At 68.7% G+C, this 25,057-nt stretch carries 26 protein-coding genes and 1 tRNA gene; 15 read left to right on the top strand and 12 right to left on the bottom strand.

The window, feature by feature from the left end; all coding sequences use genetic code 11:
• Positions 1-79: 79 nt before the first annotated feature.
• Positions 80-769 carry a hypothetical protein gene (locus Y958_RS21030; RefSeq protein ID WP_145727654.1) on the bottom strand — a complete coding sequence of 230 codons (690 nt, stop codon included), beginning with the start codon at positions 767-769 and terminating at the stop codon, positions 80-82.
• Positions 770-1,015: 246 nt separating this feature from the next.
• Between Y958_RS21030 and Y958_RS21025 the strand changes: the two genes are divergently transcribed.
• The 6 genes from Y958_RS21025 (at position 1,016) to Y958_RS21000 (ending at position 5,225) form a co-directional block, all read left to right on the top strand.
• Positions 1,016-1,330, top strand: coding sequence for a ferredoxin family 2Fe-2S iron-sulfur cluster binding protein (locus tag Y958_RS21025; RefSeq protein WP_040848268.1), 315 nt, complete (start codon positions 1,016-1,018; stop codon positions 1,328-1,330).
• Positions 1,331-1,534: 204 nt separating this feature from the next.
• Positions 1,535-2,683 (top strand): tRNA 2-thiouridine(34) synthase MnmA, encoded by a 1,149-nt coding sequence (gene mnmA, locus Y958_RS21020; protein WP_088873818.1) that lies wholly within the window; start codon positions 1,535-1,537, stop codon positions 2,681-2,683.
• A gap of 255 nt (positions 2,684-2,938) precedes the next feature.
• Entirely contained in the window at positions 2,939-3,316 is a 378-nt protein-coding gene (locus tag Y958_RS21015; protein WP_088873817.1) for a type II toxin-antitoxin system RelE/ParE family toxin, read from the top strand.
• Positions 3,317-3,323: 7 nt separating this feature from the next.
• Positions 3,324-3,620, top strand: coding sequence for a helix-turn-helix domain-containing protein (locus Y958_RS21010; RefSeq protein ID WP_244909488.1), 297 nt, complete (start codon positions 3,324-3,326; stop codon positions 3,618-3,620).
• Between the two features lie 10 nt (positions 3,621-3,630).
• Positions 3,631-4,491 carry a class I SAM-dependent methyltransferase gene (locus Y958_RS21005; RefSeq protein WP_088873815.1) on the top strand — a complete coding sequence of 287 codons (861 nt, stop codon included), beginning with the start codon at positions 3,631-3,633 and terminating at the stop codon, positions 4,489-4,491.
• A 212-nt stretch (positions 4,492-4,703) separates the two neighbouring features.
• The gene (locus Y958_RS21000) at positions 4,704-5,225 is read left to right on the top strand and encodes an META domain-containing protein (protein ID WP_186291384.1); all 522 of its coding nucleotides are present in this window, start codon (positions 4,704-4,706) and stop codon (positions 5,223-5,225) included.
• Positions 5,226-5,325: 100 nt separating this feature from the next.
• Here Y958_RS21000 and Y958_RS20995 read toward each other — a convergent pair.
• Positions 5,326-5,400, bottom strand: a tRNA-Met gene (locus tag Y958_RS20995).
• Positions 5,401-5,655: 255 nt separating this feature from the next.
• Between Y958_RS20995 and Y958_RS20990 the strand changes: the two genes are divergently transcribed.
• The gene (locus Y958_RS20990; protein WP_088873813.1) at positions 5,656-6,225 is read left to right on the top strand and encodes a hypothetical protein; all 570 of its coding nucleotides are present in this window, start codon (positions 5,656-5,658) and stop codon (positions 6,223-6,225) included.
• Here Y958_RS20990 and Y958_RS20985 read toward each other — a convergent pair.
• Entirely contained in the window at positions 6,195-7,538 is a 1,344-nt protein-coding gene (locus Y958_RS20985; RefSeq protein WP_088873812.1) for an AmpG family muropeptide MFS transporter, read from the bottom strand. The two genes, Y958_RS20990 and Y958_RS20985, sit on opposite strands and share 31 nt — an antisense overlap.
• Before the next feature lie 29 nt (positions 7,539-7,567).
• Here Y958_RS20985 and Y958_RS20980 point away from each other — a divergent pair, with 29 nt between their 5' ends.
• The 4 genes from Y958_RS20980 (at position 7,568) to Y958_RS20965 (ending at position 11,451) form a co-directional block, all read left to right on the top strand.
• On the top strand, positions 7,568-7,795 hold the full coding sequence (locus Y958_RS20980; protein WP_145727655.1) for a hypothetical protein: 228 nt from the start codon (positions 7,568-7,570) through the stop codon (positions 7,793-7,795).
• 102 nt (positions 7,796-7,897) lie between these two features.
• Complete coding sequence (locus tag Y958_RS20975; RefSeq protein ID WP_088873810.1) at positions 7,898-9,010, top strand: isoaspartyl peptidase/L-asparaginase family protein; 1,113 nt, start codon at positions 7,898-7,900, stop codon at positions 9,008-9,010.
• A gap of 4 nt (positions 9,011-9,014) precedes the next feature.
• Positions 9,015-10,304, top strand: coding sequence for a metal-dependent hydrolase family protein (locus Y958_RS20970; protein WP_088873809.1), 1,290 nt, complete (start codon positions 9,015-9,017; stop codon positions 10,302-10,304).
• A 13-nt stretch (positions 10,305-10,317) separates the two neighbouring features.
• A complete protein-coding gene (locus Y958_RS20965) occupies positions 10,318-11,451 on the top strand; it encodes a hypothetical protein (protein WP_145727656.1) in 1,134 nt (377 codons plus the stop codon).
• A gap of 17 nt (positions 11,452-11,468) precedes the next feature.
• On the opposite strand, the gene Y958_RS20960 is transcribed toward Y958_RS20965, so the two are convergent.
• From Y958_RS20960 to Y958_RS20950, 3 genes are all read right to left on the bottom strand, one after another.
• The gene (locus Y958_RS20960) at positions 11,469-12,065 is read right to left on the bottom strand and encodes a glutathione S-transferase family protein (RefSeq protein WP_088873807.1); all 597 of its coding nucleotides are present in this window, start codon (positions 12,063-12,065) and stop codon (positions 11,469-11,471) included.
• A gap of 144 nt (positions 12,066-12,209) precedes the next feature.
• The gene (locus Y958_RS20955; protein ID WP_088873806.1) at positions 12,210-12,716 is read right to left on the bottom strand and encodes a DUF1993 domain-containing protein; all 507 of its coding nucleotides are present in this window, start codon (positions 12,714-12,716) and stop codon (positions 12,210-12,212) included.
• A 116-nt stretch (positions 12,717-12,832) separates the two neighbouring features.
• A complete protein-coding gene (locus tag Y958_RS20950) occupies positions 12,833-15,202 on the bottom strand; it encodes a S8 family serine peptidase (RefSeq protein ID WP_088873805.1) in 2,370 nt (789 codons plus the stop codon).
• Between the two features lie 343 nt (positions 15,203-15,545).
• On the opposite strand from Y958_RS20950, the gene Y958_RS20945 reads away from it, so the two are divergent.
• Positions 15,546-16,940, top strand: a complete 1,395-nt coding sequence (locus Y958_RS20945; RefSeq protein WP_088873804.1) for a class II 3-deoxy-7-phosphoheptulonate synthase — start codon at positions 15,546-15,548, stop codon at positions 16,938-16,940.
• A 79-nt stretch (positions 16,941-17,019) separates the two neighbouring features.
• Here the strand turns inward: Y958_RS20945 and Y958_RS20940 are convergent, their stop codons facing one another.
• Positions 17,020-17,451, bottom strand: coding sequence for an OsmC family protein (locus Y958_RS20940; protein ID WP_088873803.1), 432 nt, complete (start codon positions 17,449-17,451; stop codon positions 17,020-17,022).
• Between the two features lie 186 nt (positions 17,452-17,637).
• On the opposite strand from Y958_RS20940, the gene Y958_RS20935 reads away from it, so the two are divergent.
• Positions 17,638-18,480 (top strand): hypothetical protein, encoded by an 843-nt coding sequence (locus Y958_RS20935; protein WP_088873802.1) that lies wholly within the window; start codon positions 17,638-17,640, stop codon positions 18,478-18,480.
• 6 nt (positions 18,481-18,486) lie between these two features.
• Here Y958_RS20935 and Y958_RS20930 read toward each other — a convergent pair whose 3' ends face one another.
• From Y958_RS20930 to Y958_RS20920, 3 genes are all read right to left on the bottom strand, one after another.
• Positions 18,487-19,014 carry a hypothetical protein gene (locus Y958_RS20930; RefSeq protein WP_088873801.1) on the bottom strand — a complete coding sequence of 176 codons (528 nt, stop codon included), beginning with the start codon at positions 19,012-19,014 and terminating at the stop codon, positions 18,487-18,489.
• 86 nt (positions 19,015-19,100) lie between these two features.
• A complete protein-coding gene (locus Y958_RS20925) occupies positions 19,101-19,796 on the bottom strand; it encodes an aspartate/glutamate racemase family protein (protein WP_088873800.1) in 696 nt (231 codons plus the stop codon).
• 38 nt (positions 19,797-19,834) lie between these two features.
• A complete protein-coding gene (locus Y958_RS20920; RefSeq protein WP_186291383.1) occupies positions 19,835-20,383 on the bottom strand; it encodes a TetR/AcrR family transcriptional regulator in 549 nt (182 codons plus the stop codon).
• A 95-nt stretch (positions 20,384-20,478) separates the two neighbouring features.
• Here Y958_RS20920 and Y958_RS20915 point away from each other — a divergent pair, with 95 nt between their 5' ends.
• Positions 20,479-21,348, top strand: coding sequence for an alpha/beta hydrolase family protein (locus tag Y958_RS20915; RefSeq protein WP_088873798.1), 870 nt, complete (start codon positions 20,479-20,481; stop codon positions 21,346-21,348).
• Here the strand turns inward: Y958_RS20915 and Y958_RS20910 are convergent.
• A complete protein-coding gene (locus tag Y958_RS20910) occupies positions 21,345-22,016 on the bottom strand; it encodes a hypothetical protein (protein WP_088873797.1) in 672 nt (223 codons plus the stop codon). The genes Y958_RS20915 and Y958_RS20910 overlap by 4 nt on opposite strands.
• A 268-nt stretch (positions 22,017-22,284) precedes the next feature.
• Between Y958_RS20910 and Y958_RS20905 the strand changes: the two genes are divergently transcribed.
• Positions 22,285-24,570, top strand: coding sequence for a FecR family protein (locus tag Y958_RS20905; RefSeq protein ID WP_145727657.1), 2,286 nt, complete (start codon positions 22,285-22,287; stop codon positions 24,568-24,570).
• Between the two features lie 27 nt (positions 24,571-24,597).
• Here the strand turns inward: Y958_RS20905 and Y958_RS20900 are convergent, their stop codons facing one another.
• Positions 24,598-24,915 carry a chorismate mutase gene (locus tag Y958_RS20900; protein WP_088873795.1) on the bottom strand — a complete coding sequence of 106 codons (318 nt, stop codon included), beginning with the start codon at positions 24,913-24,915 and terminating at the stop codon, positions 24,598-24,600.
• Between the last annotated feature and the right edge of the window lie 142 nt (positions 24,916-25,057).

The following is a 25,057-nucleotide window of genomic DNA, read 5'->3' as shown; positions in this document are numbered from 1 at the left end:
GGGCGATCCGGCGCCCGAACCGTTTGGCCGTCAAGCTAAGCCATTACGGATCCTGGCGGAAGCGGGGATTGGGATGAGGTCAGGAACAGCCGTCAGCCGTCTCCGGCGCCTCGCTGTCGGCGGGGCGGGGGATGTGCAGTTCGGTTGCCAGGGCGGCGTCGCTGCTGCAATAGGGCTTCTTGGTCTGCCAGTTGCGGATGCGGCGGAAGGTGTCGGCGGTGGTGCCCACCGGGTCGTCGTCCTGGGCGTTGGCGGTCAGCTGATAGACGGCGATGGTGGTGGGAGCCGGGTCGGGGACGGAGTCCCCAATCTTGCGGGTGGCGATCAGCAGCAAGGTCTGCGGCTTGCCCTCCACCGTGCCGTGGGCGAAGATGACGGAGCGCACGGCGTCCTCAAATGTATGCGGGCTGTCGCGGACGATTTCCGCCACGCCGGGCGGTGTCTCCGCCTCGACCGACACCAGGTTCCAGCCGTGGCGGTCGCCGCCGGCCGGTTTCATCATCACCATGTAGGTGGCGTGGCCCCAGGCGTTGCCGTTATCGCGCCAGGCGCGGATGACGATGGCCGTCCGTCCGTCCGGGGCGAAGTTGTCCAGGGTGTTGACGCCGTACTCAAGGGCGATGGGATTCAGGTTGGCGATGCCCTGGGGACCATCGCCCGGTGCCGCTTTTGCGCCCTGGGGCTTGGCCGCGACGGCGGGCTGAGCCGCCAGGGCGGCCATTGGGGCGAGGGCCAGGAACGATGGCAACAGCCAGCGAAGGGACGGCATGGGGCGGGCCTTGTCTGTCATGGGTGAGCCATGGGTGACGATTTCCGACCTTCATACAGCGCCGTCCGTGTCGGTTCCATGACGCGTCCCGTCGCGGGCGCCCCGTTGGCGGCCGGCATGCGTGACGCCATCTTTACAAGTGGCCCGCCGCCCTCTACCAAAGCAGGCTGATCCGGGCGGCGTCCGGGGCGCCCGCCGGTGATGACCCGTTTATTGGCCAACCCTTATCAGAGTGATCCAGATCCCATGCCCAAGATGACGTTCGTTGAGACCGATGGAACCCGCCGCGAGGTGGACGCCCCGCTGGGCCTGTCGATCCTGGAGGTCGCGCGTCGGCACAACATCGATCTGGAAGGCGCCTGCGAGGGCTCGCTGGCTTGCTCCACCTGCCACGTCGTCGTGGCGCCGGAATGGTACGACCTGCTGCCGGATGCCAAGGAAGATGAGGAGGACATGCTGGACCTGGCGTTCGGCCTGACCAAGACCTCGCGCCTGGGCTGCCAGATCCGCATCTCCGAAGAGCTGGACGGCCTGGTCGTGCAGCTGCCGGGCGCCAAGTGATGCCGACGGCATGAGGTTCTCCTCATGCCGTTGTAGCCCGCGACCGCGGGCGCCGGAGCGAGCACCGAAGGGCGGAGCGAGAAAGCCAAGCCCGCGGTGCGGGCGCCCGGCGTCTGAGGGCGTGCAAACGCACAGGCCGGCCTTGCGGGAATGACCGCCAGGCCGCGCTTGCGCTTTGGCGCATCTTGGCCCATATGCGGGCCCATGAATTCCCTAGGCTTCGATAAGGCACCGGCCGACACCCGCGTGGTGGTTGCCATGTCCGGCGGGGTGGACAGCTCGGTCACCGCGGCCCTCCTGAAGGAGGAGGGCTACGACGTGGTGGGCGTCACCCTGCAGCTGTACGACCACGGCATGGCCGTGGGGCGCAAGGGCGCCTGCTGCGCCGGCCAGGATATCTACGACGCTTCCCGCGTGGCCGAGACCATCGGCATCCCCCATTACGTCCTGGACTATGAATCCCGCTTCTCCGACGCGGTGATGCAGGATTTCGCCGACAGCTACCTGCGCGGCGAGACGCCCATCCCCTGCGTGCGCTGCAACCAGCGGGTCAAGTTCCGCGACCTGCTGGACCAGGCGCGCGATCTGGGGGCGGAGGCGCTGGCCACCGGGCACTACGTGCGCCGGGTGCAGGGCGCCAACGGGGCGGAACTGCACCGCGCCGCCGATCCGTCCAAGGACCAGAGCTACTTCCTGTTCGCCACCACCCAGGCGCAGCTGGATTTCCTGCGCTTCCCCCTGGGCGGCATGCCCAAGACGGAAACCCGGGCGCTGGCCGACCGCTACAACCTGCCGGTGGCCGACAAGCCCGACAGCCAGGACATCTGCTTCGTCCCCAACGGCTCCTACGCCGCCGTGGTGAACCGCCTGCGTCCCGGCGCCGTCACGCCGGGCGACATCGTCCATGTCGACGGCCGTGTGCTGGGCCGGCATGACGGCGTCATCAACTACACCGTGGGCCAGCGCAAGGGCTTAGGCCTGGGCGGCAATGCCACCCTGGCGGTGGAGCCCGGCGGCGACACCGATCCGCTGTACGTCGTGCGCGTGGACGCCGCCAGCGCCCAGGTGGTGGTGGGCCCGCGTGCGGCCCTGGCCCGGACCCGTGTGACCGTGCGCGAGGTCAACTGGCTGGGCGGCGCCGCTCCGGCCGCTGGGCTGCCCGTGACGGTCAAGCTACGCTCCGCGCAGCCGGCCCTGTCGGCCCGTCTGTTCCTGACTGATGAGGGCCCCTCCCCCGGGGGGGCCATCGTGGACCTGGACCAGCCCCAGTTCGGCGTCGCTCCCGGCCAGGCGGCCGTCTTCTACCAGGGCGACCGCGTCCTGGGTGGTGGCTGGATCGTGGGCGCGGTCTAAGCTGCCGCCACACAAATAGAAACCTTAGACCCAGCTTGGAAATCCAGCCGAGCGCTCTGCGCTTGAGGGAATGCTAAATTTGGCATATCGTGCCTGACGACCTGACGACCTGACGACCTGACGACCTGACGACCTGACGACCTGACGACCTGACGACCTGACGACCTGACGACCTGACGACCTGACGACCTGACGATGAAGGAGAAGCTGAAATGACCACCCATTCAGCCGGCCCTAAGGAGGGGCATACTGGTTATGGTTTTGGGAAGACGAGAAGTCCGATGGGTAGCCTCAAGCCATAAGGATTTGAGGGAATTTCCTGAGGATGTTCAAGATTTGGTGGGCTTCGGACTTTACCAAGCCCAAATTGGGAAAAAGCATCCCAATGCGAAGCCGCTGAAGGGCTTTGGCGGCAGTCAGATTTTAGAATTGCTTGATGACCATGATGGGGATGCGTACCGGTGCGTCTATACGGTCCGCTTTGAAGCCGCCATCTATGTCCTTCATGCCTTTCAGAAGAAATCGAAGAGGGGTATCGCTACCCCTCAAGCCGATATGGATTTAATTCGGACCCGCCTGAAGTTGGCTGAAGAAGATCATCGTCGGCGCCAAAAGGATAAGCGCAATGAGTAACGACGTAATGGTGAGTAGCGGCAACATCTTCGCGGACTTAGGCTTGCCTGACCCGGAAATACGCCAGGTCAAGGCGGAAATTGCGTCGCGCATCAGTGACGTGATCGAAGAACGTAAGCTGACCCAGGCCCAGGCGGCGCAAATCCTGGGCATTGATCAGCCCAAGGTGTCCGCCCTGGTCCGGGGCAAGCTGTCGGGTTTTACCCTGGATCGGTTGCTGCGTTTCCTGAATGATCTGGACGTGGACGTGGAAATTCGCCTGACGCCGGCCAAGGGTAAGGCGCACACCGCCGTCGCTGCTTGAGGTTCCTTTAATGGATGCCGGGCGCCCCAGCCGCACCGCCCTTGCCGTCGCCGGTTTGCGGGCGGCGCACCAGATCATGGACGGGCCGGTGGTTTTCGCCGATCCGGTCGCCTTGCCCATCCTGGGGCCAGGTGCCGAGGCGCGCATCCGCTCGGATGAGGCGCGGCTGCGCACGCCCACCGTGCGCTTCCTGCGCGCTTCCGTCGTGGCCCGCAGCCGGTTCGCCGAGGACACGCTGGCCACCGCCGTCGCTGATGGCGTGCGGCAGTACGTGGTGTTGGGCGCCGGCCTCGACACCTTCGCCTACCGCAATCCCTATCCTGATTTGCGGGTGTTCGAAGTGGATCATCCGGCGACGCAGGCGTGGAAACGGGACACGCTGGCGACGGCGGGCATCCTGCCGCCATCCAGCGTCGCCTATGCCGGCGTGGATTTCGAGCGTGACACCTTGGCGGAGGGGCTGGCCCGTGCCGGCTTTGACCGGAGTCGGCCGGCTTTCGTCGCTTGGCTGGGGGTGGCCATCTATCTCACGCGCGATGCCATCGTGGACACGCTGCGCGCCATCGCGGCCCTGCCCATCGGCAGCGGCATCGTTTTCGACTACAGCCTGCCGCCGGACACCCTGAGCGAAGGACAGCGCGCCGCCTTTCAGGCCATGGCGGACCGCGCGGCGGCGGAGGGCGAGCCGTGGCGAAGCTTCTTCACCCCCGATGCGCTGGCGGCCGACCTGCGCGGGCTCGGCTTCGGCGCGCTGGAGGATGTGGGGCCGGTCGAGTTGAATCCCCGCTATTTCGCGGGCCGCACCGATGGTTTGGTCCTGGGTGGCATCAGCCGCCTGATGCACGCCGCCGTTACCAGGCCGCCGCCGTAACCGCTCTGGACCGACGTCGCGGCCTTCAGCGCGGACGGTCGCCTTCGCCTGGTTCTGGAAAACGGATCCGCTTAGGCCGGAGGGCAAGGCCCCCTAGCCGGACGGCGCACGCATAAGGGAGGTATCGCCAGCGGTTTTGCCCGCGCGTAGTCTGACCCCACCACATTCGGCATGCGGAACAAGGGCTTGCCGACACCTTGGGGAGGATGAGGATGCTGCGTACCGTCGCGATCACGTGCCTGGCGGCTCTGGCCCTGGTGGGGTGCTCCATGCCCACGCCGGTGTCCAATGTCTCGGCGGAGGACTTGGCCGGCACGGGATGGGAGCTGCAGCATTGGCAGCAGCGCAACGGCGGCGCCTATCCTCTCATGCCCGGCGGCAACGGCGGGCCGATCAGCATACGCTTCAGCCGCGATGGGGCGGCCAACATCCTGTCGGGCAGCGCCGGCTGCAACCGCTATCGCGGCGGCTATACCCTGGGCGGGGGATACCTGCAGGTGCTGCCGGCCGCCACCACCCGCATGGCCTGCCTGTCGCCGGAACGTGCCAAGCTGGAGCAGGACTACCTGAACGTCCTGGCCAACGCCACCACCCTGACCCGCGAGCGTGATCCCGGCCGCGACTTGGATACCCTGACGCTGGCCAGCAGCGAGGGCGACGAGCTGCTGTTCGTGCGTGTCCTGGGTGGCGAGGCGCCGGAACCGGGGTCGGTCGGCAGCACCGTGGGCCAGTAAGCGCTGTCGGGATGATGCAGAAACAACAAACCCCTGGGGTCCGTGCAGGTCGCCCCAGGGGTTCGTGTAAGCGGCCGGTGCGGGTTAGACACCACCGAATTGGTAGCAGCGGAGGGATTTGAACCCCCGACCAAGGGATTATGATTCCCCTGCTCTACCACTGAGCTACGCTGCCATAAACCGCCGCCGGACAGGCCGGCGTTGGTGAGGGCCGTCATGTAGGACACCTGACCCGGCGCTGTCAAGGCCCTCGCCAAAGCCCCGGCGCATTTTTCGGCATGGGTCCGATGCGCCGCCCAACGCGGCCCTTATCAGGCGCCAATCCCTGCCACGCCGGGCGATCGGCGCGGCGAAGAACAGGTGGCGGGGCAATGATACCACCGATACAGTCACGGCCGCATCCTATCCGCCTGGACGCCGCCAAACCCGCATGCTGTCCCTGATCACGGCCCCCTTCCGCCTGCTGTTCCGCCTGGTCGGGTTCCTCATCCTCATGGCGGTCGTCCTGGTAGTGGTCTTCCCCTACGCGGTGGATCTGCCCGGCTGGGCCCAGACCGTCATGGCGCGCGTGAGCGACGACCCCGCCAGCGGCGTGGTGGTGCGGGCGGAGCCGGAGGTGCAGCGTGGCGTCATCGCCCGCCTGGTGCTGCATGACCTCAGCCTGGCCAATCCCCTGACGCCGGACCGGCCGTCCATCACCGCCGCCCGCGCGGTGGTGGAGGTGGACCCGCTGGCCTCGTTGACCAGCGGCCGGCTGGTGCTGCGCACCCAGATCCTGGACCCGGTGATCTATGCCGACCGGCCCATCAATCTACGCGGCCTATTGGCGGGCGTGGATCGCACCCTGGGCGGCGCCGGGGTGAGCAACAGCGTCAGCCTGGTGGGGGGCAGCGTAAGGCTGTCAGGCAAGGGTGCGGACACCGGCATCGACCTGGGTGCTGTGACGGTGGAGGCGGCACCGCGTGCCGATTACGCTGGCACGGGTCGCGGCCCGTCCTGACCGGCAACGGCTTCTTCTTCCGCCGGCCGGTGATGGATGTCGGCCCGCCGCGCCAGCCAGGCCAGCAGCACCAGGCCGGGAATGCCCAGGCCGGCGCTGATGGTGAAGTACAGCGGCCAGGAATTCAGCTGGTCCGCCAGCCAGCCGGTCCCGCCCGACAGGATGTCCAGCGGCAGGGTGGCCAGGCTGGACAGCAGGGCGTACTGCGTGGCGGTGAAGCCCGTGTCGCACAGGCGGGACAGGAAGGCGGTGAAGGCCGCGGCGCTCATGCCGCCGGCGAAGAATTCCAGCCCCACCACCAGGCCCAGCAGGGTCACGCTGTGCGGCTGCGTCGCCAGCACGGCGTACATCAGGTTGGTGATGATCATGAAGGTGCCGCACAGGAACAGGCCGCGCACCGCGCCCGTGCGCCCGGCCACCGTGCCGCCGGCGATGGCGCCGGCGATGGCGCAAGCCATGCCCAGCATCTTCGTCACCGCCGCGATCTCCACCTTGGTGTAGCCGTCGCTCAGGAAGAAGTTGGTGGCCATGACGTTCACATAGACGTCGCCCAGCTTGTAGATGGCCACGAACACCAGGATGGCCAGCCAGCCGCGCCGGGTGGCGAAGCGGGTGAAGGGCGCCACCACCGCGTCCTGCACCCAGACGTCGAAGCGCTGGCGGGGCGGGGCCGGCGGACGCGTGGGCTCCGGCGCCAGCAGCACGGCCACCATGCCCACCACCACCAGGGCGGCCATGATTACGTAGACGGTGGACCAGGGCACCAGGGTGGACAGGTACAGGGCGCCGGCGCCGGCGACGATCATGCCCAGGCGGTAGCCCACCAGATAGGCGCCGGCCCCCGGCGCCTGCAGCGTGTCGGGTAGCAACTCCACCCGCAGGGCGTCCAGCACGATGTCCTGGCTGGCCGAGGCGAAGGAGGTGGCGATGGTGGCCATGGCCAGCCAATAGAGGTTGGCGGCGGGATCGCTGGACGCCATGGCCAACAAGGCCAGCATCAGGGCCGCCTGTGTCACCAGGGCCCAGCCGCGCCGCTGGCCCAACGCGCGCGTCAGCAGGGGTAGGGGCAGCCGGTCAATCAGCGGCGCCCACAGCGGCTTGAAGGTGAAGGGGCTGCGCACCATGGCGAACAGGCCGATGGCGGTGCGGCTGACATGCACCTCCGTCAGCCAGGCCGACAGGGTGGAGAACAGCAGGAAGTACGGCAGTCCGCTGGCGAAGCCCAGGAACAGCACCGTCAGCACGCGGCGATCCAGCCAGAGGGTCCATCCGGAAGCGGGGGCGGCGGATGGCGGAGTCGACGGTGCGGTCATGGAGGCGGCGCTGCCCTTGATGTGGCCCCTTGATGGGGCCCCTTGGTGGGGACGTCTGGGACGGCGCCATCATCGCCTGCGCGGCACGCCCCCGTCCAGGCTTCACGCCATCACGCCGGCAGCCCGGCCGCGAACAGGCCGGTCACTTGGCGCGCCAGGGCCTCGGGCGACGCCCCATCGGCTTCGGCGCCTTTGCCGCCGCCCGCGCGCCCACCGGCCCGTTCATGAGCGCGCGGGAGCGCCTGGCCGCAGGCTGATGTTCCGGGCTGATGGGCCCTTTATCCTTTATCCGTTCTGCGTGATGATCGGCGGCCGTCTTGGGGACGGTCAAGGATAACGGCGTTGAAGGGGACAGGGGTATGGCGAGGACCGGCGCGCGGATGCTGGCGGGTGTGGCTTTGGGGTGGACGCTGCTGGGCGGCACCGCGCTGGCGGCCGAAAAGGTGCACCCCTGGGCGCTGGAGCTGCATGGCGGCGCCGGCACGGTCGATCCCGCCAAGCTGACGCCGGAGGCGGCGGCCGCTTACCAGGCCGGCATGGCCGCGGCGCTGGAGGCCGGCACCGCCGTGCTGAAGTCCGGCGGCACGGCGCTGGACGCGGTCGAGGCGGCGGTGAATGTGCTGGAGGATGACCCCTTGTTCAACGCCGGCCGGGGCGCGGTCTTCACCGCCGCCGGCCGCAATGAGATGGATTCCGCCATCATGGACGGCGCCACCCTGAAGGCCGGTTCCGTCGCCACCGTTACCCACACCCGCCACCCCGTCAGCCTGGCCCGCGCCGTCATGGAAAAGACGCCGCACGTCATGCTGGCGGGCGAAGGCGCGGACGCATTTTCCAAAGAAGCGGGCCTAGAACAGGCCGACCCCGCCTGGTTCTTCACCGAACGGCGCTGGCAGGCGCTGGTCAAGGAACTGACGGAGAAAGGCCTGCCCGTGCCGCCCCGCCCGGCGGGCGCCCCGCCCGAGCCGGACAAGCACACCCTGCTGGACCTCAGAAACTTCGAGCCGGCGGACGCCCATCGCTTCGGCACGGTGGGCGCCGTGGCCGTGGACGCCAAAGGCAACGTGGCCGCCGCCACCTCCACCGGTGGCATGACGGCCAAGCGGCCGGGCCGCATCGGCGACAGCCCCATCATCGGCGCCGGCACCTATGCCTCCAACCAATCCTGCGCCGTCTCCGCCACCGGGTCGGGCGAGTACTTCATCCGCCTGACCGTGGCGCGGGAAATCTGCGCCCTGGTGCAATACCGGCATATGAAGCTGCAGGCGGCGGTGGATGAAGTGATCCAGCACCGCCTGACGGCCCTGGGCGGTGACGGCGGCGTCATCGCCGCCACCCCCGACGGCACGTTGGCCTGGGGCTTCAACACCACCGGCATGTACCGCATCCGGGTGAAGCAGGGCGGGACGCCGGAATTCGGCATCTTCAAGGATGAGGGCGCCGCCAAGGCCCACCCGAAGAACGAGCCCTGATCCCATGCACCGTCTGTTCACGGCCTGCCTGATCGCGTGTCTGTCCTTCCTGCCGCTGGCGGCGTGGGCGGACGATGCTCTGCTGCTGATCCGCCCGGCCAGGGTCTGGACGGCGGAGGAGGCGGCACCCCACGCCGGCTGGGCCGTGTTGGTCAGGGGCGACCGCATCCAGGCCGTGGGGCCGGAGGCCTCCTTGGGCGCGCCGGCTGGTGTGGCGGTGCTGGATTTGCCGGGCGCCACGCTGCTGCCCGGCCTGATCGATCTGCACTCCCACCTGTTCCTGCACCCCTATAACGAGGCGTCGTGGGATGACCAGGTGCTGCGGGAAAGCCTGTCTTACCGCACCCTGCGGGCGGGGCGTCAGGCCACGGCCACCTTGATGGCTGGTTTCACCACCCTCCGTGACCTGGGGACGGAGGGGGCGGGCTATGCCGATGTCGGCCTGAAGAAGGCCATCGAGGATGGGCTGATCCCCGGCCCGCGCCTGTTCGTCGCCACCCGCGCCATCGTGGCCAGCGGCGCCTATGGTCCCCCCGTCGCCAAGTTCCGCGAGGATATGGACCTACCCCAGGGGGCGGAGGAGGCGAGCGGTGAGGCGGCGGTGGCCGCTGCCGCCCGCGGCCAGGCGGCGCGCGGCGCGGATTGGATCAAGTTCTATGCCGACTACCGCACCGGGCCGGACGGCGGCACCCGCCCCACCTTCAGCCGGGCGGAAATGGCGGCCCTGATCGCCGCTGCCCACGACACCGGCCGCCCGGTGGCGGCGCACGCCGCGTCGGATGAGGGCATGCGCCGGGCGGTGCTGGCCGGCGTGGACACCATCGAGCATGGCTATGGCGGTACCGACGCCACCTTCCAGGAAATGGCTAAGCGCGGCGTCGCCTACCTCCCCACCCTGACGGCGCCGGAGGCCACCAGCCGCTATTTCAAGGGCTACGTCCCCGGCCAGACCCCGCCCACGCCGGCCATGCAGGCGGCGGAGGGAGCCTTCCGCCGCGCGCTGAAGGCGGGCGTCACCATCGGCTGTGGCAGCGACGTGGGCGTCTTCGCCCATGGCGAGAACGCGCGAGAGCTGGTGTGGATGGTGCGCTACGGCATGACCCCGGCCCAGGCGCTGACGGCGGCTACGGCCACCAACGCCCGCATCCTGGGCCAAGCCGACCATTTCGGCCGCATCCACGCCGGCCTGCTGGCCGACCTGGTGGCCGTGACCGGCGACCCCACCCAGGATATTGATGCCGTGGCCAACGTCGTCTTTGTCATGAAAGGTGGCACGGTGGTACGGAAGCCGTGAGGAGAGACGGGCCGTGAAGCTATGGAGCCTGCCTGAAGCCGTCGATGACGCATTGTGGCGTTTGGAAAGCGACCTCCGGCAAGGCCGGGCGCGCGAGGATAGCGTCCAGCGGGTCGTGTCTCTGATCGCGGGCCTGCCGCCTCAGAAGCTGGTGGCGGTGGGCCAACACGTCCGCGACGCCCTCGTCGCCGTTCCGCCGGCGCCGGTGGAATTTTTGCAACGATGGCTGGGTGGCGCAGAGGGGGAAATGGGCCTGCTGCGTGCGACGCCGGGTCTGGAGTATCTGTTTCTTTTCCACCGTGACGGCCACCTCCGCCAGGCCGCCCTGGACAAGATAGACCAGGCGCCGCCGGGTGTGTTTTGGATAGCGGCGATCGCTTATCGGCAAAACGACTGGGCGCCGGCCGTGCGGGCGGCGGCACGACGATGCGTTGTGCGGGTGGCTACACATGTGGGACCGGAGGGCCTGGCGGATGCAGCCTACTTCCTGCTGGCCAGGGTACCGACATGGGGACGATGGCGGCTTGAGCCCCACGTCCACCCGGAAAACCTTTTCCTGGTGCGGCCCGAAATGGCGGATGCCCTCGCCCACCGGATAGGCCGTGCGGTTGCCGGACCCGCCGGCAGCATCCTGCGCCAGGCGTTACGTCAGCCGTATCTGGATGGCCATCTGCCCGCTCTTGCCGTCGGTGCGGTTCAGCCCATCGTGCGTATGGTTGCGCTGCACACCCTGATTGAAGGGCAGGCCGCGTGGCCAGAAGGATGGAGCCGTGAGATGATCAACAAGCCGTTCAATATCTATCGTCCGGTTCGGCTATACGCGACCAGGCCCGTTGTCTGTCCGGCCACGAAGACCTGCTATCTGGAGCAGGCGGCCCGCGATCGGTCCGTGGTCGTGCGTCGCTTGGCGGCGGCGACCTTGGCCCAAGCGTTGGGGCGGGAGGGCGCGGCCTGGGAAGAATGGGAACCCGTGCTGGCTCGGCTGGAACGGGATTCCGACCGCGCCATCCGGGACCGCATCGCTTTCATTCGCCGGTACCGTGCACAGGGGCGCGACCCGTTGGTGCCGTTCCTTGAGGCATTGACCAACGGCGAGGATTTCGACCCCGGTCGTGACGTCGACCGGGGCCATGAAGTGGAGCTTTGAGGAGTGCGCCGCCCTGATCACGCCGCCATAGTCTTGGCGAAGCGCTGGAAGGCGGGGCGTTCGGCCAGGCGGTTGAGGTAGGCGCGGAAGACGGGCTTGTCCTTGAACAGGCCCATGACGTCCAGGGCCCAGTACATCATGACCCCCCACTGGGTGTCGGCGGCGGTGAAGCGGTCACCGACGGCGTAGTCGTGGGCGCTCAAGGTGCGCTCCAGGTTGGTCACCATGTCCTCGAACTTGCCGTAGGCCGCCCCCTTGCCGTCGTAGGGCCACTGGTTCATGTGCGCCACCAGGCAGGGGTCGACCACGGAATCGATGTAGACCACGCTGGTCAGGTAAGGGCCGCGGCGCGGATCGTCCAGGGCGGGGGCCAGGCCCGCCTCCGGAAAGGCATCGGCCAGGTAGAGGGTGATGGCCGCGCGCTCCGTCACCACCACGCCGTTATGCCGGACGGCCGGCACCTTCTTGTGCGGTTGGATGGCGCGATAGCTTTCCGGCGCGCCGCCTTCGGCCCGGATGTCGATGTGTTCGCTCTCATAGGGAACGCCCAGTTCCTCCAGCAGGTAATGGATGCTGGACGAGCGGGTGCTGGGGCAGTGGAAGAAGGTGAGCATCGCGACGTCTCCCAAGGGTGTCGGTGGTTGGTCTCGGGGGTCACTTTACGAAGTTCTGCTGACAGAATATGGCAGTAGTGCGTGCATGAAAAAGGCGGCGCCCCGGGGACGCCGCCTTCTGATCTGTAAAGACCCGGATGTCGCTTACGGACGGCCCAGGAAGTCCATCTTGCCCAGCTCCACCCCATTGTGGCGCAGGATGTCGTAGGCGGTGGTGACGTGGAAAAAGAAGTTGGGAATGGCAAAGAACAGCAGGAAGGCCTGGCCGGGGAAGTGCACGTCCTCGCCCCGGATCTTCAGGGTGATGGTGCGCTCTTCACTGCCGTCGATCTGGGCCGGGGTCACGCCCTTCAGGAAATCCACCGTCTTGGCGATGCGGGCCTGCAGGTCGGCGAAGGTGGTTTCGGTATCCGGGAAGCTGGGGACCTCGACGCCGGCCAGACGGGCGGCGGCACCCTTGGCGGCGTCGCTGGCGATCTGGATCTGGCGGGCCAGCGGGTGCATGTCGGGGGCCAGGCGGGCATTCACGAACACCGCCGGGTCAATCTTCTTGGCATCGGCATGGGCGGCGGCCTTGTCCAGGATGGCGGACAGGTTGCCCAGCAGGCGCAGGAACACCGGCACGGAAGCCTGGTACATGGAAAGCGACATCGGGTGCACTCCGATAGGGTTAGGATGGCGGCCAAGATACGGGCGCTCCGGGCGGCGGATGTGCGCGCGGTCACCCTGGCGCTTGAATTTTACATGACCGATGTGGCGAACGGCTTTTAAAAGCGGAAGTTGAGGCCGACCCGTGCCACCTGATCGGTCAGGCCCCGGATGTTGCCGGCGTCCTGGCGCAGTTCCAGGCTGCCGATCACGCTCAGCGTCTGGCCCCAGCGGCCGGTGGCCACGGGTGCGGCGTAGCTCAGCGCCATGTCCGTTTCCGCCCCGTCCGGCCGCAGCGACACCCGCGTAGGCGTGGTGGTGGCATAGCCTTGGTCGTCCACGCTGGTCATCAGCAGGGTGGCGGCGCCGGCGACCACGCGCAGGGGGCGGCGCCAGACGGCCGTCAGGCTGTCGCCTTCCGTCACCGCGTCGCGCTGGGCCAGCGCCAGGCCATAGGATCGGGCCAGCAGGGGCCCGATGCCGCTGACGACGCCATGGGCACTGTCCGCCGCGCCGGTGCGGGCCAGGCTGGCATCCAGCATCAGGCTGCCGCCCCGCCACAGGGAGACGGCGGTAGCCAGCCCCAGGGACACGGTGTCGTTATGGTCGCCCAGGCCCAGCACCCCGCCGCCGCGATAGCGGCTGCCCAGCAGGCCGTCGCGCTCATCCAGCAGGCTGGCCGACAGGCTGGTGCTCCAGCCCGGCCCCAGGGTCCAGTTCAGGCCGGCGGCCACGGCGTCGGCCTGGCGATCCAGCCCGCCACCGGTCAGCACAGGGCCCCGCCAGGGGTTCCAGTCGCCGCCGGCCAGGTCGCGCCGGGACACGGTGTCCGCCCCAGGGGCGCCGGACCAGCTGAGCGCCAGGCGGGCACCGCCGAGGGCGCGGCCCACCCAGCCATCCAAATCCGTGCCCAGCGCCGCAAATCCGCCCCCCTGGGCCAGCCCGGTCAGGGCCGTGGACACGCCCAGCGTGCTGGCGGTCGTACCGGCGGCGTCCGCCACCGGCGTGCCGTCGCCCCACAGCGCCTGGGCGAAGGAGGCGGATGCCGGAAAGCCCTGACCGGCGGCCAGCGTCAGGCCGCCCTGGCTGTAGGCCAGGGCCCAGCCGTCATGGCCGGCATAGCCGTCGCGCGGCGCCAGGGGCTGGGGCCGGCCAACGATGTCCAGGCCGGGGCCATCGGTGTAGGCCAGCATCAGGCGGCCGCCATCGGCGAACTTGGTGCTGCTGGTGGTGACGGTGGGCGCGGGCAGCGCCGCGGTGATGGAGGCGGCGGAGACCGGCTGCTTGGCGATAAGGCCGCTGAGGTTGACGGTGAAGTTGCGCTGATAACCGTCGAAGGCGGTATAGCTGGCCAACTGGGCGCTGATGCCGCCCAGCGCGCCCAGGGCGCCGCCGGTGATCAGGCTGCCCGTCAGGCCGGTGACGGGCAGGGACTTGCCGTTGGCCCCCACCACCGACAGGGCGCCCAGCGGCTTGAACGCCGCCGTCAGGTTCATCAAGCCGTTGCCGTAGGTGTTGTCCACACCCTTGGCGCCCATGTCGGTGGCCGAGGCGAACAGCACGGCGGTGGCGGTGCCGTTGCGGTACAGCACCGGCCACGTGGCTTCCAGCAGCGCGACGGCGCCGGACACCATGGGGGCGGCCATGGATGTGCCGCTCCAATAGGCCAGGGCGTTGGCGCCGTACTGGATGCCGGGCGCGACGATGCTCTCCCCAGGCGCCATCAGCCAGAGGGAGGCGTAGCTGACCCGCGTCGTCCCGGCGACGGCATAGCCGGAACCGGGCGTGTTGGAAAAGCTGGACAGCTTGTTGGCGCCGCTGACCGATCCGGCGAAGGCCAGATGGGTCAGGGCCGTCGCCGACAGGCCGGTGGAATTGGCGCCGCCGTTCAGGACGGTGGCGGAGTTGCCGCCGGCGAACACCAGCACCGCACCCTTGGCTGCGGCGTAGTTGATGGCGGTGACGATGGTGTTGGTGGGCAGGTAGGTCAGCGACAGGTTGATGACCTTGGCGCCGGCGTCGGCGGCCTTGATGATGCCGTTGGCCACATCCGTGTCCGTGCCGCTGCCGCTGACGTTCAGCGCCTTTTCCGACAGGATGGTGGCCTTGGGCGCCACGCCGGCCATGCCGGCCCCGCTGCTGGTGACGGCGCCGGCGGCGATGGCGGCCGTGGCGGTGCCGTGGCCGTTGTCGTCGGTGTAGCCCCTGGGGCAGGTGAATGTACGGGCGGCGCAGGAGGAGGCGGTGGACACGCGGCCGGTGACGTCCGCCTGGGTCGCCACCACGCCGGTATCGACCAGGCCGATGGTGATGCCGCTGCCGCCGGTGGCCGCCACCTCGATGGCGTTGGTCAGGCCCAGTTGCGACCACCAGCCGGCGGAGTAGCCGGTGGCGTAGGTCTGCGCCGCGGCGGCGGTGGGCACGCAAGCGGCGGCCAGCAGAACCAGACGAGGAAGGGACCTGCGGGGATGCCTGTTCCGGGCCGTCATGTCATGCTCTCCCAGCCGCCTTTGGTGGCCTGATGATCGGCCCGTTTTGGGCACGTGAGGACGGATAGCCTACGCCATTTCGGCTAGGCCTGGACTCGGCCATCTGGATAGGGTGGTGACTGGTTCAAGGGCTGCTGCGACGGGCAACCGCGTTTGCTGGGTAACAGTAATGCGCGGAAGGGCCTCAAGAAGACTGGAAAAGTATAAAACGGGGCAGTACATAACGAGACCGGCTTGCTGCCAGACTTGAAGGGGCGTTCGCGCCCGCGATCGTCGGATACCTCCGTCGCTACTCTTAAAGTCTTGGAATTCAGGCCGGTTTTCGGGTTTCACGAGGTGGGTCATGGCACAGGATAAGGCGGGGCGCTGGGCGCCCGATAGCTGGCGGTCTCGGGACGTGCGGCAGATGCCGGCATATCCCGACACCCGGCGCCTGGAAGCTGTGGAGGCCCGCCTCGCCAACTATCCGCCGCTGGTCTTCGCCGGTGAGGCCCGCCGCCTGAAGGATCACCTGGGGCGCGTGGCCAAGGGCCAGGGTTTCCTGCTGCAAGGCGGTGACTGCGCCGAAAGCTTCGCCGAGTTCCACCCCAACAACATCCGCGACACCTTCCGCGTGATGCTGCAGATGGCGGTGGTGCTGACCTTTGGCGGTGCCACGCCGGTGGTCAAGGTGGGCCGCATGGCCGGCCAGTTCGCCAAGCCGCGCTCCGCCGACCTTGAGGATATCGGTGGCGTCTCGCTGCCTTCGTACCGTGGCGACATCATCAACGGCTTCGACTTCACGGCCGAGGCGCGGGTGCCGGATCCGGAGCGCATGGTGCAGGCCTACAACCAGGCCGCCAGCACGCTGAACCTGCTGCGCGCCTTCGCCCAGGGCGGCTATGCCGACCTGCACAAGGTGCACCAGTGGAACCTGGGCTTCGTCGACCGCAGCCCCCAGGGGGAGCGCTACCGCGACCTGGCCAACCGCCTGGATGAGGCGCTGGCCTTCATGGCCGCCTGCGGCATCACGGCGGAGACCACCGCCCAAATCCGCGAGACGGAGTTTTTCACCAGCCATGAGGCCCTGCTGCTGCCTTATGAGCAGGCGCTGACCCGCGTCGACAGCACCACGGGCGATTGGTACGACGTCTCCGCCCACATGCTGTGGATCGGCGACCGCACCCGCCAGCCCGATGGCGCGCACGTGGAATTCCTGCGCGGCGTGAAAAACCCCATCGGCCTGAAGTGCGGCCCGACCACGGACCCGGATGAGCTGATCCGCCTGATCGACATCCTGAACCCGACGGACGAGGCCGGCCGCCTGACGCTGATCGCCCGCATGGGTCATGACAAGGTGGCGGACAAGCTGGCGCCGCTGCTGCGCCGGGTGCGGGACGAAGGTCGCACCGTGGTGTGGAGCTGCGACCCCATGCACGGCAACACCATCAAGTCGGCCACCGGCTACAAGACGCGCCCGTTCGAGCGCATTTTGGCCGAGGTGCGGGGCTTCTTCGAAGCCTGCCGGGCTGAAGGTGTGCATGCCGGCGGCGTGCATTTCGAGATGACCGGCCAGGACGTGACGGAGTGCACCGGCGGCGCCCAGGCCATCACCGAGCACGCGCTGGCCCAACGCTACCACACCGCTTGCGACCCGCGCCTGAACGCCAACCAGGCGCTGGAGCTGGCCTTCCTGGTGGCCGAAGGGCTGAAGGCCAGCCGGTCCGGCCAGCCGCGCCGCATCGAGGCCGCCGAGTAAGGCTCATTCCGCAATCGGAATAAAAACGGGCGGGCGCCGCAAGGCCCCGCCCGTTCGCTCTTGTACCGGGCCGTGACGATCAGGCCAGGGCGGCGTCCAGGGTGATCTCGGCGTTGAGCACGCGCGACACCGGGCAGTTGGCCTTGGCCTCGGCGGCCAGGTCCTGGAACTTGCCGGGCTCGATCCCCGGGATCTTGGCGCGCACCGTCAGCTTCACGGCGGAAATGCGCCAGCCGCCCCCTTCGCCCTCCATGGTCAGCACCGCGTCGGCCTTGATTTCCTCCGGGGTGAAGCCGGCGCCGGACAGCATGAAGGCCAGCGCCATGCTGAAGCAACCGGCGTGGGCGGCGGCGATCAGCTCTTCGGGGTTGGTGCCTTTGCCGTCGCCGAAGCGGGCGATGTAGGAATAGGGCACGCTGGACAGCGTGGCGCTCTGCGTCGTCAGGGTGCCGTCGCCATCCTTGCCGGTTCCATGCCAGACGGCATTCGCGGTGCGCTTCAACTGGGCCATGACGCTCCTCCTCGGTGCAATGGGGTACACCCTTGACCGCTCTATCGAGGGCCTGGGCGCTGCGGGTACAGTAGCAAGCTATCGTGTCAGTTCCATGCGGCGACCCCCGTGATGCGCTGATCGCAACCATTCCAGGCCGTCCATGCACCATCTTCCGCGCCGCCTGTATTTTCCCCCGGACGCTCCGTGAGGGGCCGGCTTTTATATGTCAGCCTGCTGACCGTGGTCCTGCTGCACCCGATGGCGGCATGCGCCCAGGCCTATCAGGACCGGGCGTGGCGGCGGGTGGACGCCGCCACCTTGGCCTTCCATGGTGAAATCCTGCCCCGGCGCTTCCTGCCGGGCGAGCATCCGCTCGGGGATGCTGACCTGCTGGCCCGCAACCTGACGCCGGAGACGCGGACCCTGGTGCTGGATTCGGGGGGCGGCGACGTGGCGGTCGCTCTGGAAATGGCCCGCCTGATCCATGGGCGGCAGCTGGACGTGATGGTCGAGGGGCGCTGCGCCTCGGCCTGCGCCCTGCTGCCCTTCCTGGCGGGACGGCGCAAGACGGTGGCGCCCGGCGGCGTGGTGGAATTCCATTCGACCAACAGCCTGGACCCGCGCGACACCGCCGACGCCCGCGCCCGCCTGATGGCGCAGATGGACGCTATCCGCGGCCAGATCCCCAACCTGGCCCAGGACGGCGTGACAGTGACGCCGCCCGACCTGGGGGGCGCCACAGTGGAGGCCATCCTGGCCGCCCGCCGCCAAAACGCCGCCAGCCTGCGCCAGGCCATCGCGGCGCTCTATGGGCAGTGGGGCGTCGCCCCGGCCCTGCTGGATGACATCGACCAAGCGGCTGACGCCTATCTGGCCGATCATCCCGGCGCGGCGCGTGACCAGGTGTGGTGGTGCCTGGCGCCGGCCCTGTTGGCCGGCCGCTACGGGGTGATGGGACTGGAGGCGCCGGCGGGGCCTTTGCCTCCGGACGTGCTGGCCAATCTGGAGCGCACCGTGGGCGGCGTGCACCTCATGCGAGAGCGGTAGCACGCCTCAAGAGGTGTGGGGTTCCATCCACCAGCGCCGGCTGAAGGTCAGCACGTCGTCCATCTGCCGGTCCAGGACACCCAGCATGCCGCCGGTCCAGGTCTCGAACGCGGCGTTGCCATCCAAGGTGCGCACGTTCTGCGGCAGGGTCCGAATCAGGGCGGTGGCGTTCTCGCCTTGGCCGTAATCATGGCCCAGCTGCTGGAAGTAAAAGCCGGGCAAGGTGAAGCGGGGCCGGCCGCGATAGGCCAGGACCACGGTGTCATAGCTGCGCTCATCCAAGGTGGCGGCGGCTTGCAGCAGGACGCGCAGCACATCCAGCGGCGTGGCCGTGGGCGCCGCGCCCCAGACGTCCACCACCAGGGTGCCCGGCAGCAGCAGGGCCCGGTGATAGGCGACGACATGAACGGCGGTATTGCGCGAATCCTGGTCCAGCGCGCGGGCCACGGGCAGGGTGACGCTGACCAGATTCCATCCGGCAACGACGATGGCCACGATGGCCAGGCCCAAGGCCCCCTTCACCCACTTGGACAACACCCATACCCCGCCAACCGACGCGCTGGCGCCATGCTAGCGTTCCTATGGAGGATTGCAATCCATAGGCGTAAAACGTTCAAATATTAATCTGTTAACGCGAAGTCCATCGCCATCTCGGCATGCAACCGCGTCGTATCGAATACTGGCAGGTCACTGTCGCCCTGACCCATGATCATGCCGATTTCCGTGCAGCCCAGGATGACGCCGTCGGCACCCGCCGCGCGCAGGCGATCCACCTCCGCCAGGATGGCGGCCTTGGAGTCGGGCAGCACGATGCCCCGGCACAGTTCCTCGTAGATGACGCGGTGGACGGTGTCCCGTCCGGCGGCGTCCGGCACCAGGGTATCCACGCCATAATGCTGGGCCAGGTGGCCGCGGTAGAAGTCCTGTTCCATGGTATAGCGCGTGGCCAGCAGGGCGGGGCGGACGCTGCCGCCGGCTTTCAGGGCGCGGCCGGTGGCGTCGGCGATATGCAGCAGGGGGATGCTGGTCGCGGCGCGCACGGCGTCCGCCGTCTTGTGCATGGTGTTGGTGCCGATCATCAGCGCCTCGGCGCCCGCGTCCTGCAGGCGGCGGGCGGCATCGGCCATCAGGGCCCCGGCGCCGGCCCAGTCACCCGCATGCTGCTTGGCCGCCACCTCGGCGAAATCCACCGACCACAGCAGCAGGCGGGCGGAATGCAGCCCGCCCAGCCGGTCACGGGCGATGGTGTTGAGATGCCGGTAACAGAGCGTGGTGCTTTCCCAGCTCATCCCGCCGATCAGGCCTAGCATACGCATGGTGGACGCCCCCTTCGCTTCGTGCGAGGGAAACGCTCTCACAGCACCATGGCGGCCGCCAGCTTGAACGGCGCACGGGTGCGTTGCACCCGGGCCAGCAGCCAGGCGCCCTCCAGCGCGATGAAAAAGCGTGCCGCCCGTTCCCGCGGGTCGCTGACGCCCAGGCGTTCGGCATGGCCCGCCGTGCGCACGGCCCAATCCTCCAGCACCTCCGCCACCACGGCGGACAGGCGGGTGGAATCGGGAATGGCGCCGATGACCAGAGCGGTCACGGGGCAACCGTCGCGCCAGTCCGACGCCTCGAACCAGTCTGCGATGGTGTCGGCCAGGGCGTGCACGCCGTCGGCGAAGGTGGGCGCGTCGGTGAAGGCCTGGTCGATCAGGCGGGCGATGCGGTGCCCGGCCAGGCGGGCCGCCTCTTCCGCCAGCTCTTCCTTGCCGCCGGGGAAGTGGTGATAGAACGAACCCTTGGGCGCACCGCTGACGGCGATGATCTCGTTCAGGCCCACGCCATTGTAGCCCTTGCGCCGGAACAGGGTCACGGCGGTATCGACGAAATGTTTCTTGGCATCGGACAGGCGCGGCATGCCCCTTAATGCCAATTGTATGTCGGTCGGTCTAGTGATATCCCGTTCTATGGCGATCACCATAGAACGGGTCGCGACGGACGGGGGAGGGATGGATGACGGACGATACGGGCGACCAGTCGGTACACATCACCACCCCGGACGGCGCTCAACTGGCCGGACGCCTGGTCCTGCCGCCTGACGGGCGCGAGCCCCGGCTGGCTGTCGTGCTGCATGGCGCCACCGGCGTGCCGCGCGACTACTACACGCGTTTCGCCGCCTGGCTGGCCCAGGCCCGGGACGCGGCGGTGCTGACCTATGACTACCGCGATTTCGGTGCCTCGGCCGCCGGGCCGGTCACCCGATCCGGCGCCACCATGGCGATGTGGGGTGTGATCGACCAGGCGGCGGCCCTGGATTGGCTGTGCGACCATTATCCGGAAACGGAGATTTGGGTGATTGGCCATTCCCTGGGCGGCCTATGCCTGCCCTTTCACGCCAATGCGGGACGGGTGGCGCGGCTGATCGCCGTGGCGTCCGGTCCCGCCCATTGGACCAAGCACCCGCTGAGCTACATGCCCTCGGTCGTCGCCTTCTGGTTCCTGCTTGGGCCGCTGGCCACACTGTTGTGCGGTTACCTGCCCGGGAGACTGTTGGGCCTGGGGGCGGACTTGCCCAAGGGCGTGTTCTGGCAATGGCGGCGCTGGTGCACGTCACGCGGCTTCTATCGGGTGGATTGGGGGCAGTCCATGCCTCACCCCACGCCCGATCGCATGACGGGGGCCGTCACCCTGGTGGGCATCGCGGATGATGAGATGATGCCGCCGGAACGGGTGCGCCGTCTGGCGGACTTCTACCCGGCCGCCACCATCCGCCACCGGGTCATCACCCCCGCGGAAGCCGGCTCCAAGGCCATCGGCCACCTGCGCGTGTTCGCCGAGCGCAATGCCCGCGCCTGGCCGCTGCTGCTGGATGGTATCGCTTAAGCCGCCACCGCCGTCGGGGCGGCAACCGCCCTTTCCAGACGGCCCAGCAGGGTGCCGAAGAGGGTGGTTTCCGCCCGGCACATGGCGGCCAGGCGGGCGGGTTCCCACGCGCCCAGGGCGCCCAGCCGCTCCGCCATGTCGGACAGGTGGCCCTGTTCCTCCGCCAGCAGGCTTTTCAGCGAGATTTTGGATCCCGCCCCGCGCAACGCCGTCTCATACAGGTGATAGAACCACACGGCGCGGAACTCCACGATCAGCGACATGTGCAGGTACAGCACCTTGGAGCGGGGCGGTTCGCCCGCCAAGGCCTGTTCCACGGCGATGTCCAGCTTCTGGAAATACAGACGGCCGGCGGCGGGCGACAGCAGGTCGGCCTGGACATAGTCCAGCGGGCGGCGGGCCACGCCCTCGGCATGGCGCTTGAAGAAGAAGGCATGGCGTGCCTCTTCCGCCAGGTGCTTCAGGGTGGGCAGGTCCATGCCGGCGCCATGCTGGGTCGCCATGATCTTGTTGCTGCCCATATGCTCCATCAACGACAGCTCGTTCATGAAGCGGGCGTGGGACGCGGGCGTGCGCAGGATATCGGCCAGGAAGGCCTGGACACGGGGGACCAGAGGGGCGTTATCGGCCTCGAAGGCGCCGCGCACGGTATCCAACGACTGCTGCATGATTCTGAAACCCTTACACCAACCGGCTTCCGTGACCGGGCGGGCGCACTCTGCGCGCGGCGTTTGGCCCTGGGCAATAGGATTCGCCCCCCGTCCAAATAGGGGCCATCATTCGTCGCAGTTATGCCACCATGCGCGCGCAGCCTGACATGGATTGACGAGAACCAGGGTGGAACCTGCCATCATGTCCAGTTATGCGGTACCTGAACGCGCTGTAGCCAGGCGCCTCGGCCTTCGCCACGGCGCCATGACGGCCCTGGCGCTGCTGATGACCCTATCCCCGTTCATGGGCGATCTGGCGCGCGCTCAAGAGGGTGCCCCGGCCTACGACGATGGGGGCGACCAATACGCGGGCGATCCGCCGGCGCGGGTGGGGCGGCTGGCGCGGGTGCAGGGCACCGTCTCCTTCCACACCGCCGACGGCACCCAATGGGACCCCGCCACCCCCAACTACCCCCTCACCAGCGGCAACGCGCTGTGGACCGAGCCGGGGGCCAGCGCCACGGTCGATGTGTCCACCACCCGGCTGATCATGGACGGCACCACCGAGCTGGATATCGACAGCCTGGACGACCGCGACTTCACCGCCGACCTGGCGCAGGGCCAGGTCTATGTGCGCATACGGGGCCTGTTGCCCGGCGAACGCTACAGCCTGCGCACGCCGCGCGGCCTGGTGACGCTGGAGGGACCCGGCAGGTATGAGGTTTCGGCCGGCGACACCGACACCCCCACCCGCGTCACCGTGCTGGAAGGGTCGGCGCAACTCAGCGGCCAGGGCCTGTCCCTGCGGATCAATGGCGGACAGACGGGGGAGATCACGGGCGACAATCCGCCCAACGTCAATGTGCGGCCCGCCGAACACGACCCCTTCCTGACGGCCATGCTGCGCACCGACCGCGTCGGCTCTTCCACGCCCCCGCCGGATGTCATGGCCATGCCGGGCGCCGACGACCTGGGCGAATACGGCAGTTGGCAGGCCACGCCCGACTATGGCCAGGTCTGGTATCCGCAGGTCCAGCCGGACTGGGCGCCCTATCGCGACGGTCACTGGGCCTATGTAGCCCCCTGGGGATGGACCTGGATCGATGACGCGCCCTGGGGCTTCGCTCCCTTCCACTATGGGCGCTGGGTGGACATCCGTGGCCGCTGGGCCTGGGCGCCCGGTGGCGCCGTCGTTGTCGGCGGGCCGCCACCCCCGCCGGTCTACGCCCCGGCGCTGGTCGCCTTTTTCGGGGCCGGCGTGGCCATCGGCGTCAGCATCGGCGGCCCCCATTACGACGACAGGGGACACCCGCCCGTCGGCTGGTGCCCGCTGGGCTGGCAGGAGCCGTACCACCCCTGGTACCGGGCCAGCCCGCGCTATGTGGAGTATGTGAACCGGCCCGTGGTCCGCAACCTGACGGTCGTGAACAACGTCACCAACGTCACCAATATCACCATCAACAATTACGCCAACCGGCGTGGCGCCTCGATGATGCCGGCGGATGCCATGGTCGCCGGCCGTTACGGCCGCTATAATGGCGGCGCCCGGCCTTGGGACGAGCATCAGTTCGCCAACGCCCGCGCCGTTGTGGGACGACCGCCGTTGCAGCCCACCGTCGCCACCGCCGGCGTGACGCCACAGGTGGCGCAGCGTCTGCACCTGCCCGGCCCGCCGGGCGGAACTCCCGTCCCGCACCCGGCCAACCCCGGCCCCCGTTTCGAGCCACGGGCCGAGGGCGCAGGTCCCCGGCACCTGGATTTGCGCGGGCCTAATGGTGTTCCTGCCGGGGGGCCGCAGGCCGGCGCTTTGCGGCCGGGCGATCCGCATCCCAATGGCAACGGGCCCGGGGCCGACCACCCTGGTGGTTTCCGTCCGATGGACCGCCGGCCGGATGAGCCGGGATTCCATCCGGGCCAGCCGGGGACGAACCGGCCCGAGGGCGCCGCCTGGGCCAACCGGGGTCCCGGTGGGCTGCCTACCTTGCGCGACCATAACCAGCCGCCCGGCCCGCCGCCGGTTCATGAGGCGGCGCAGGAACGCCCCGGACCCACAGCCGGTCAGGCGTCCCCTCCCGCGCAGCGGCCCGATGGACCGCCACAGCAACCCAGTCACCAGGAAGGGGGGGGCGGCGGTCCGCCGCATTCGGCGGTCCATCCGCCTCAGGGCCAGCCAGGCCCCGCCCAACAGGCCGGTCCCGAACGCCCGCAGGGGACGCCCGCGGTCCCGCACGGGGAACGCCATCGGCCTGACGCGCCGAACTTTGAGGAACGGCGCCAGCCGCAGGGGCCGCAGCCACCGCATCAGGCCGAGCGCCCCCAACCCCCGCACGACGTCCATCAGCCGCCCCGGCCACAGGAGCCGCAGATGCGACCGCAGTCACCGCCGGAGCCCCGGCCGCATATGGACAGGGCGCCCCGGCCCGAACCGCAGCGCATGCCGCCGCCCCAGGCGCGGCCCGAGGCACCGCATCCACAGCCCCAACAGCACCCGCAGCCTCAACCGCACGCCGAGCCGCAGCATCAGCAGGCGCCGGGCCACCCCAACGACCCCGGTCAGCCCCATCACAACTGACCCCGTCCCAACTGACGGGGATGGCGTTCAGGCCTGTTCGGCCGCGCGGAAGCCGTCGTGGTGGCGGATCACTTCCTTGATGATGAAGTTCAGGAACTTGGCTGCGAAGTCCGGATCCAGGTGGGCGCCCTCTGCCAGGCGGCGCAGGCGCTCGATCTGCGCCGCCTCGCGGCCTGGGTCGCTGCTGGGCAGGTCGATGCGCGCCTTCAGCGCCCCGACCTGCTGCGTGCACTTGAAGCGTTCCGCCAGCATGTAGATCAGGGCGGCGTCTATGTTGTCGATGCTGTCGCGCAGGCGCTTCAGTTCGGGATGAATGGCGGGGGCAGGGTGCTCGGCGCCGGACATGGCCACTCCTTGGGATCACGGACGGGCCCGACAGTACAGCCCGCCGCCGACCGCCGTCAGTGAAAATTATGAGGGGCTTTTATAACAAACGATCGCGCGTGGGCTGGAAGCCGCAACAGGCGATGCATAAATTCAGACCTTC

Source organism: Nitrospirillum viridazoti CBAmc (genome assembly GCF_000730165.1).
GTDB classification, from domain to species: domain Bacteria; phylum Pseudomonadota; class Alphaproteobacteria; order Azospirillales; family Azospirillaceae; genus Nitrospirillum; species Nitrospirillum viridazoti.
The sequence above is the reverse complement of the archived record's forward strand: the minus strand, read 5'-3'. Positions and strand labels throughout refer to the sequence as shown.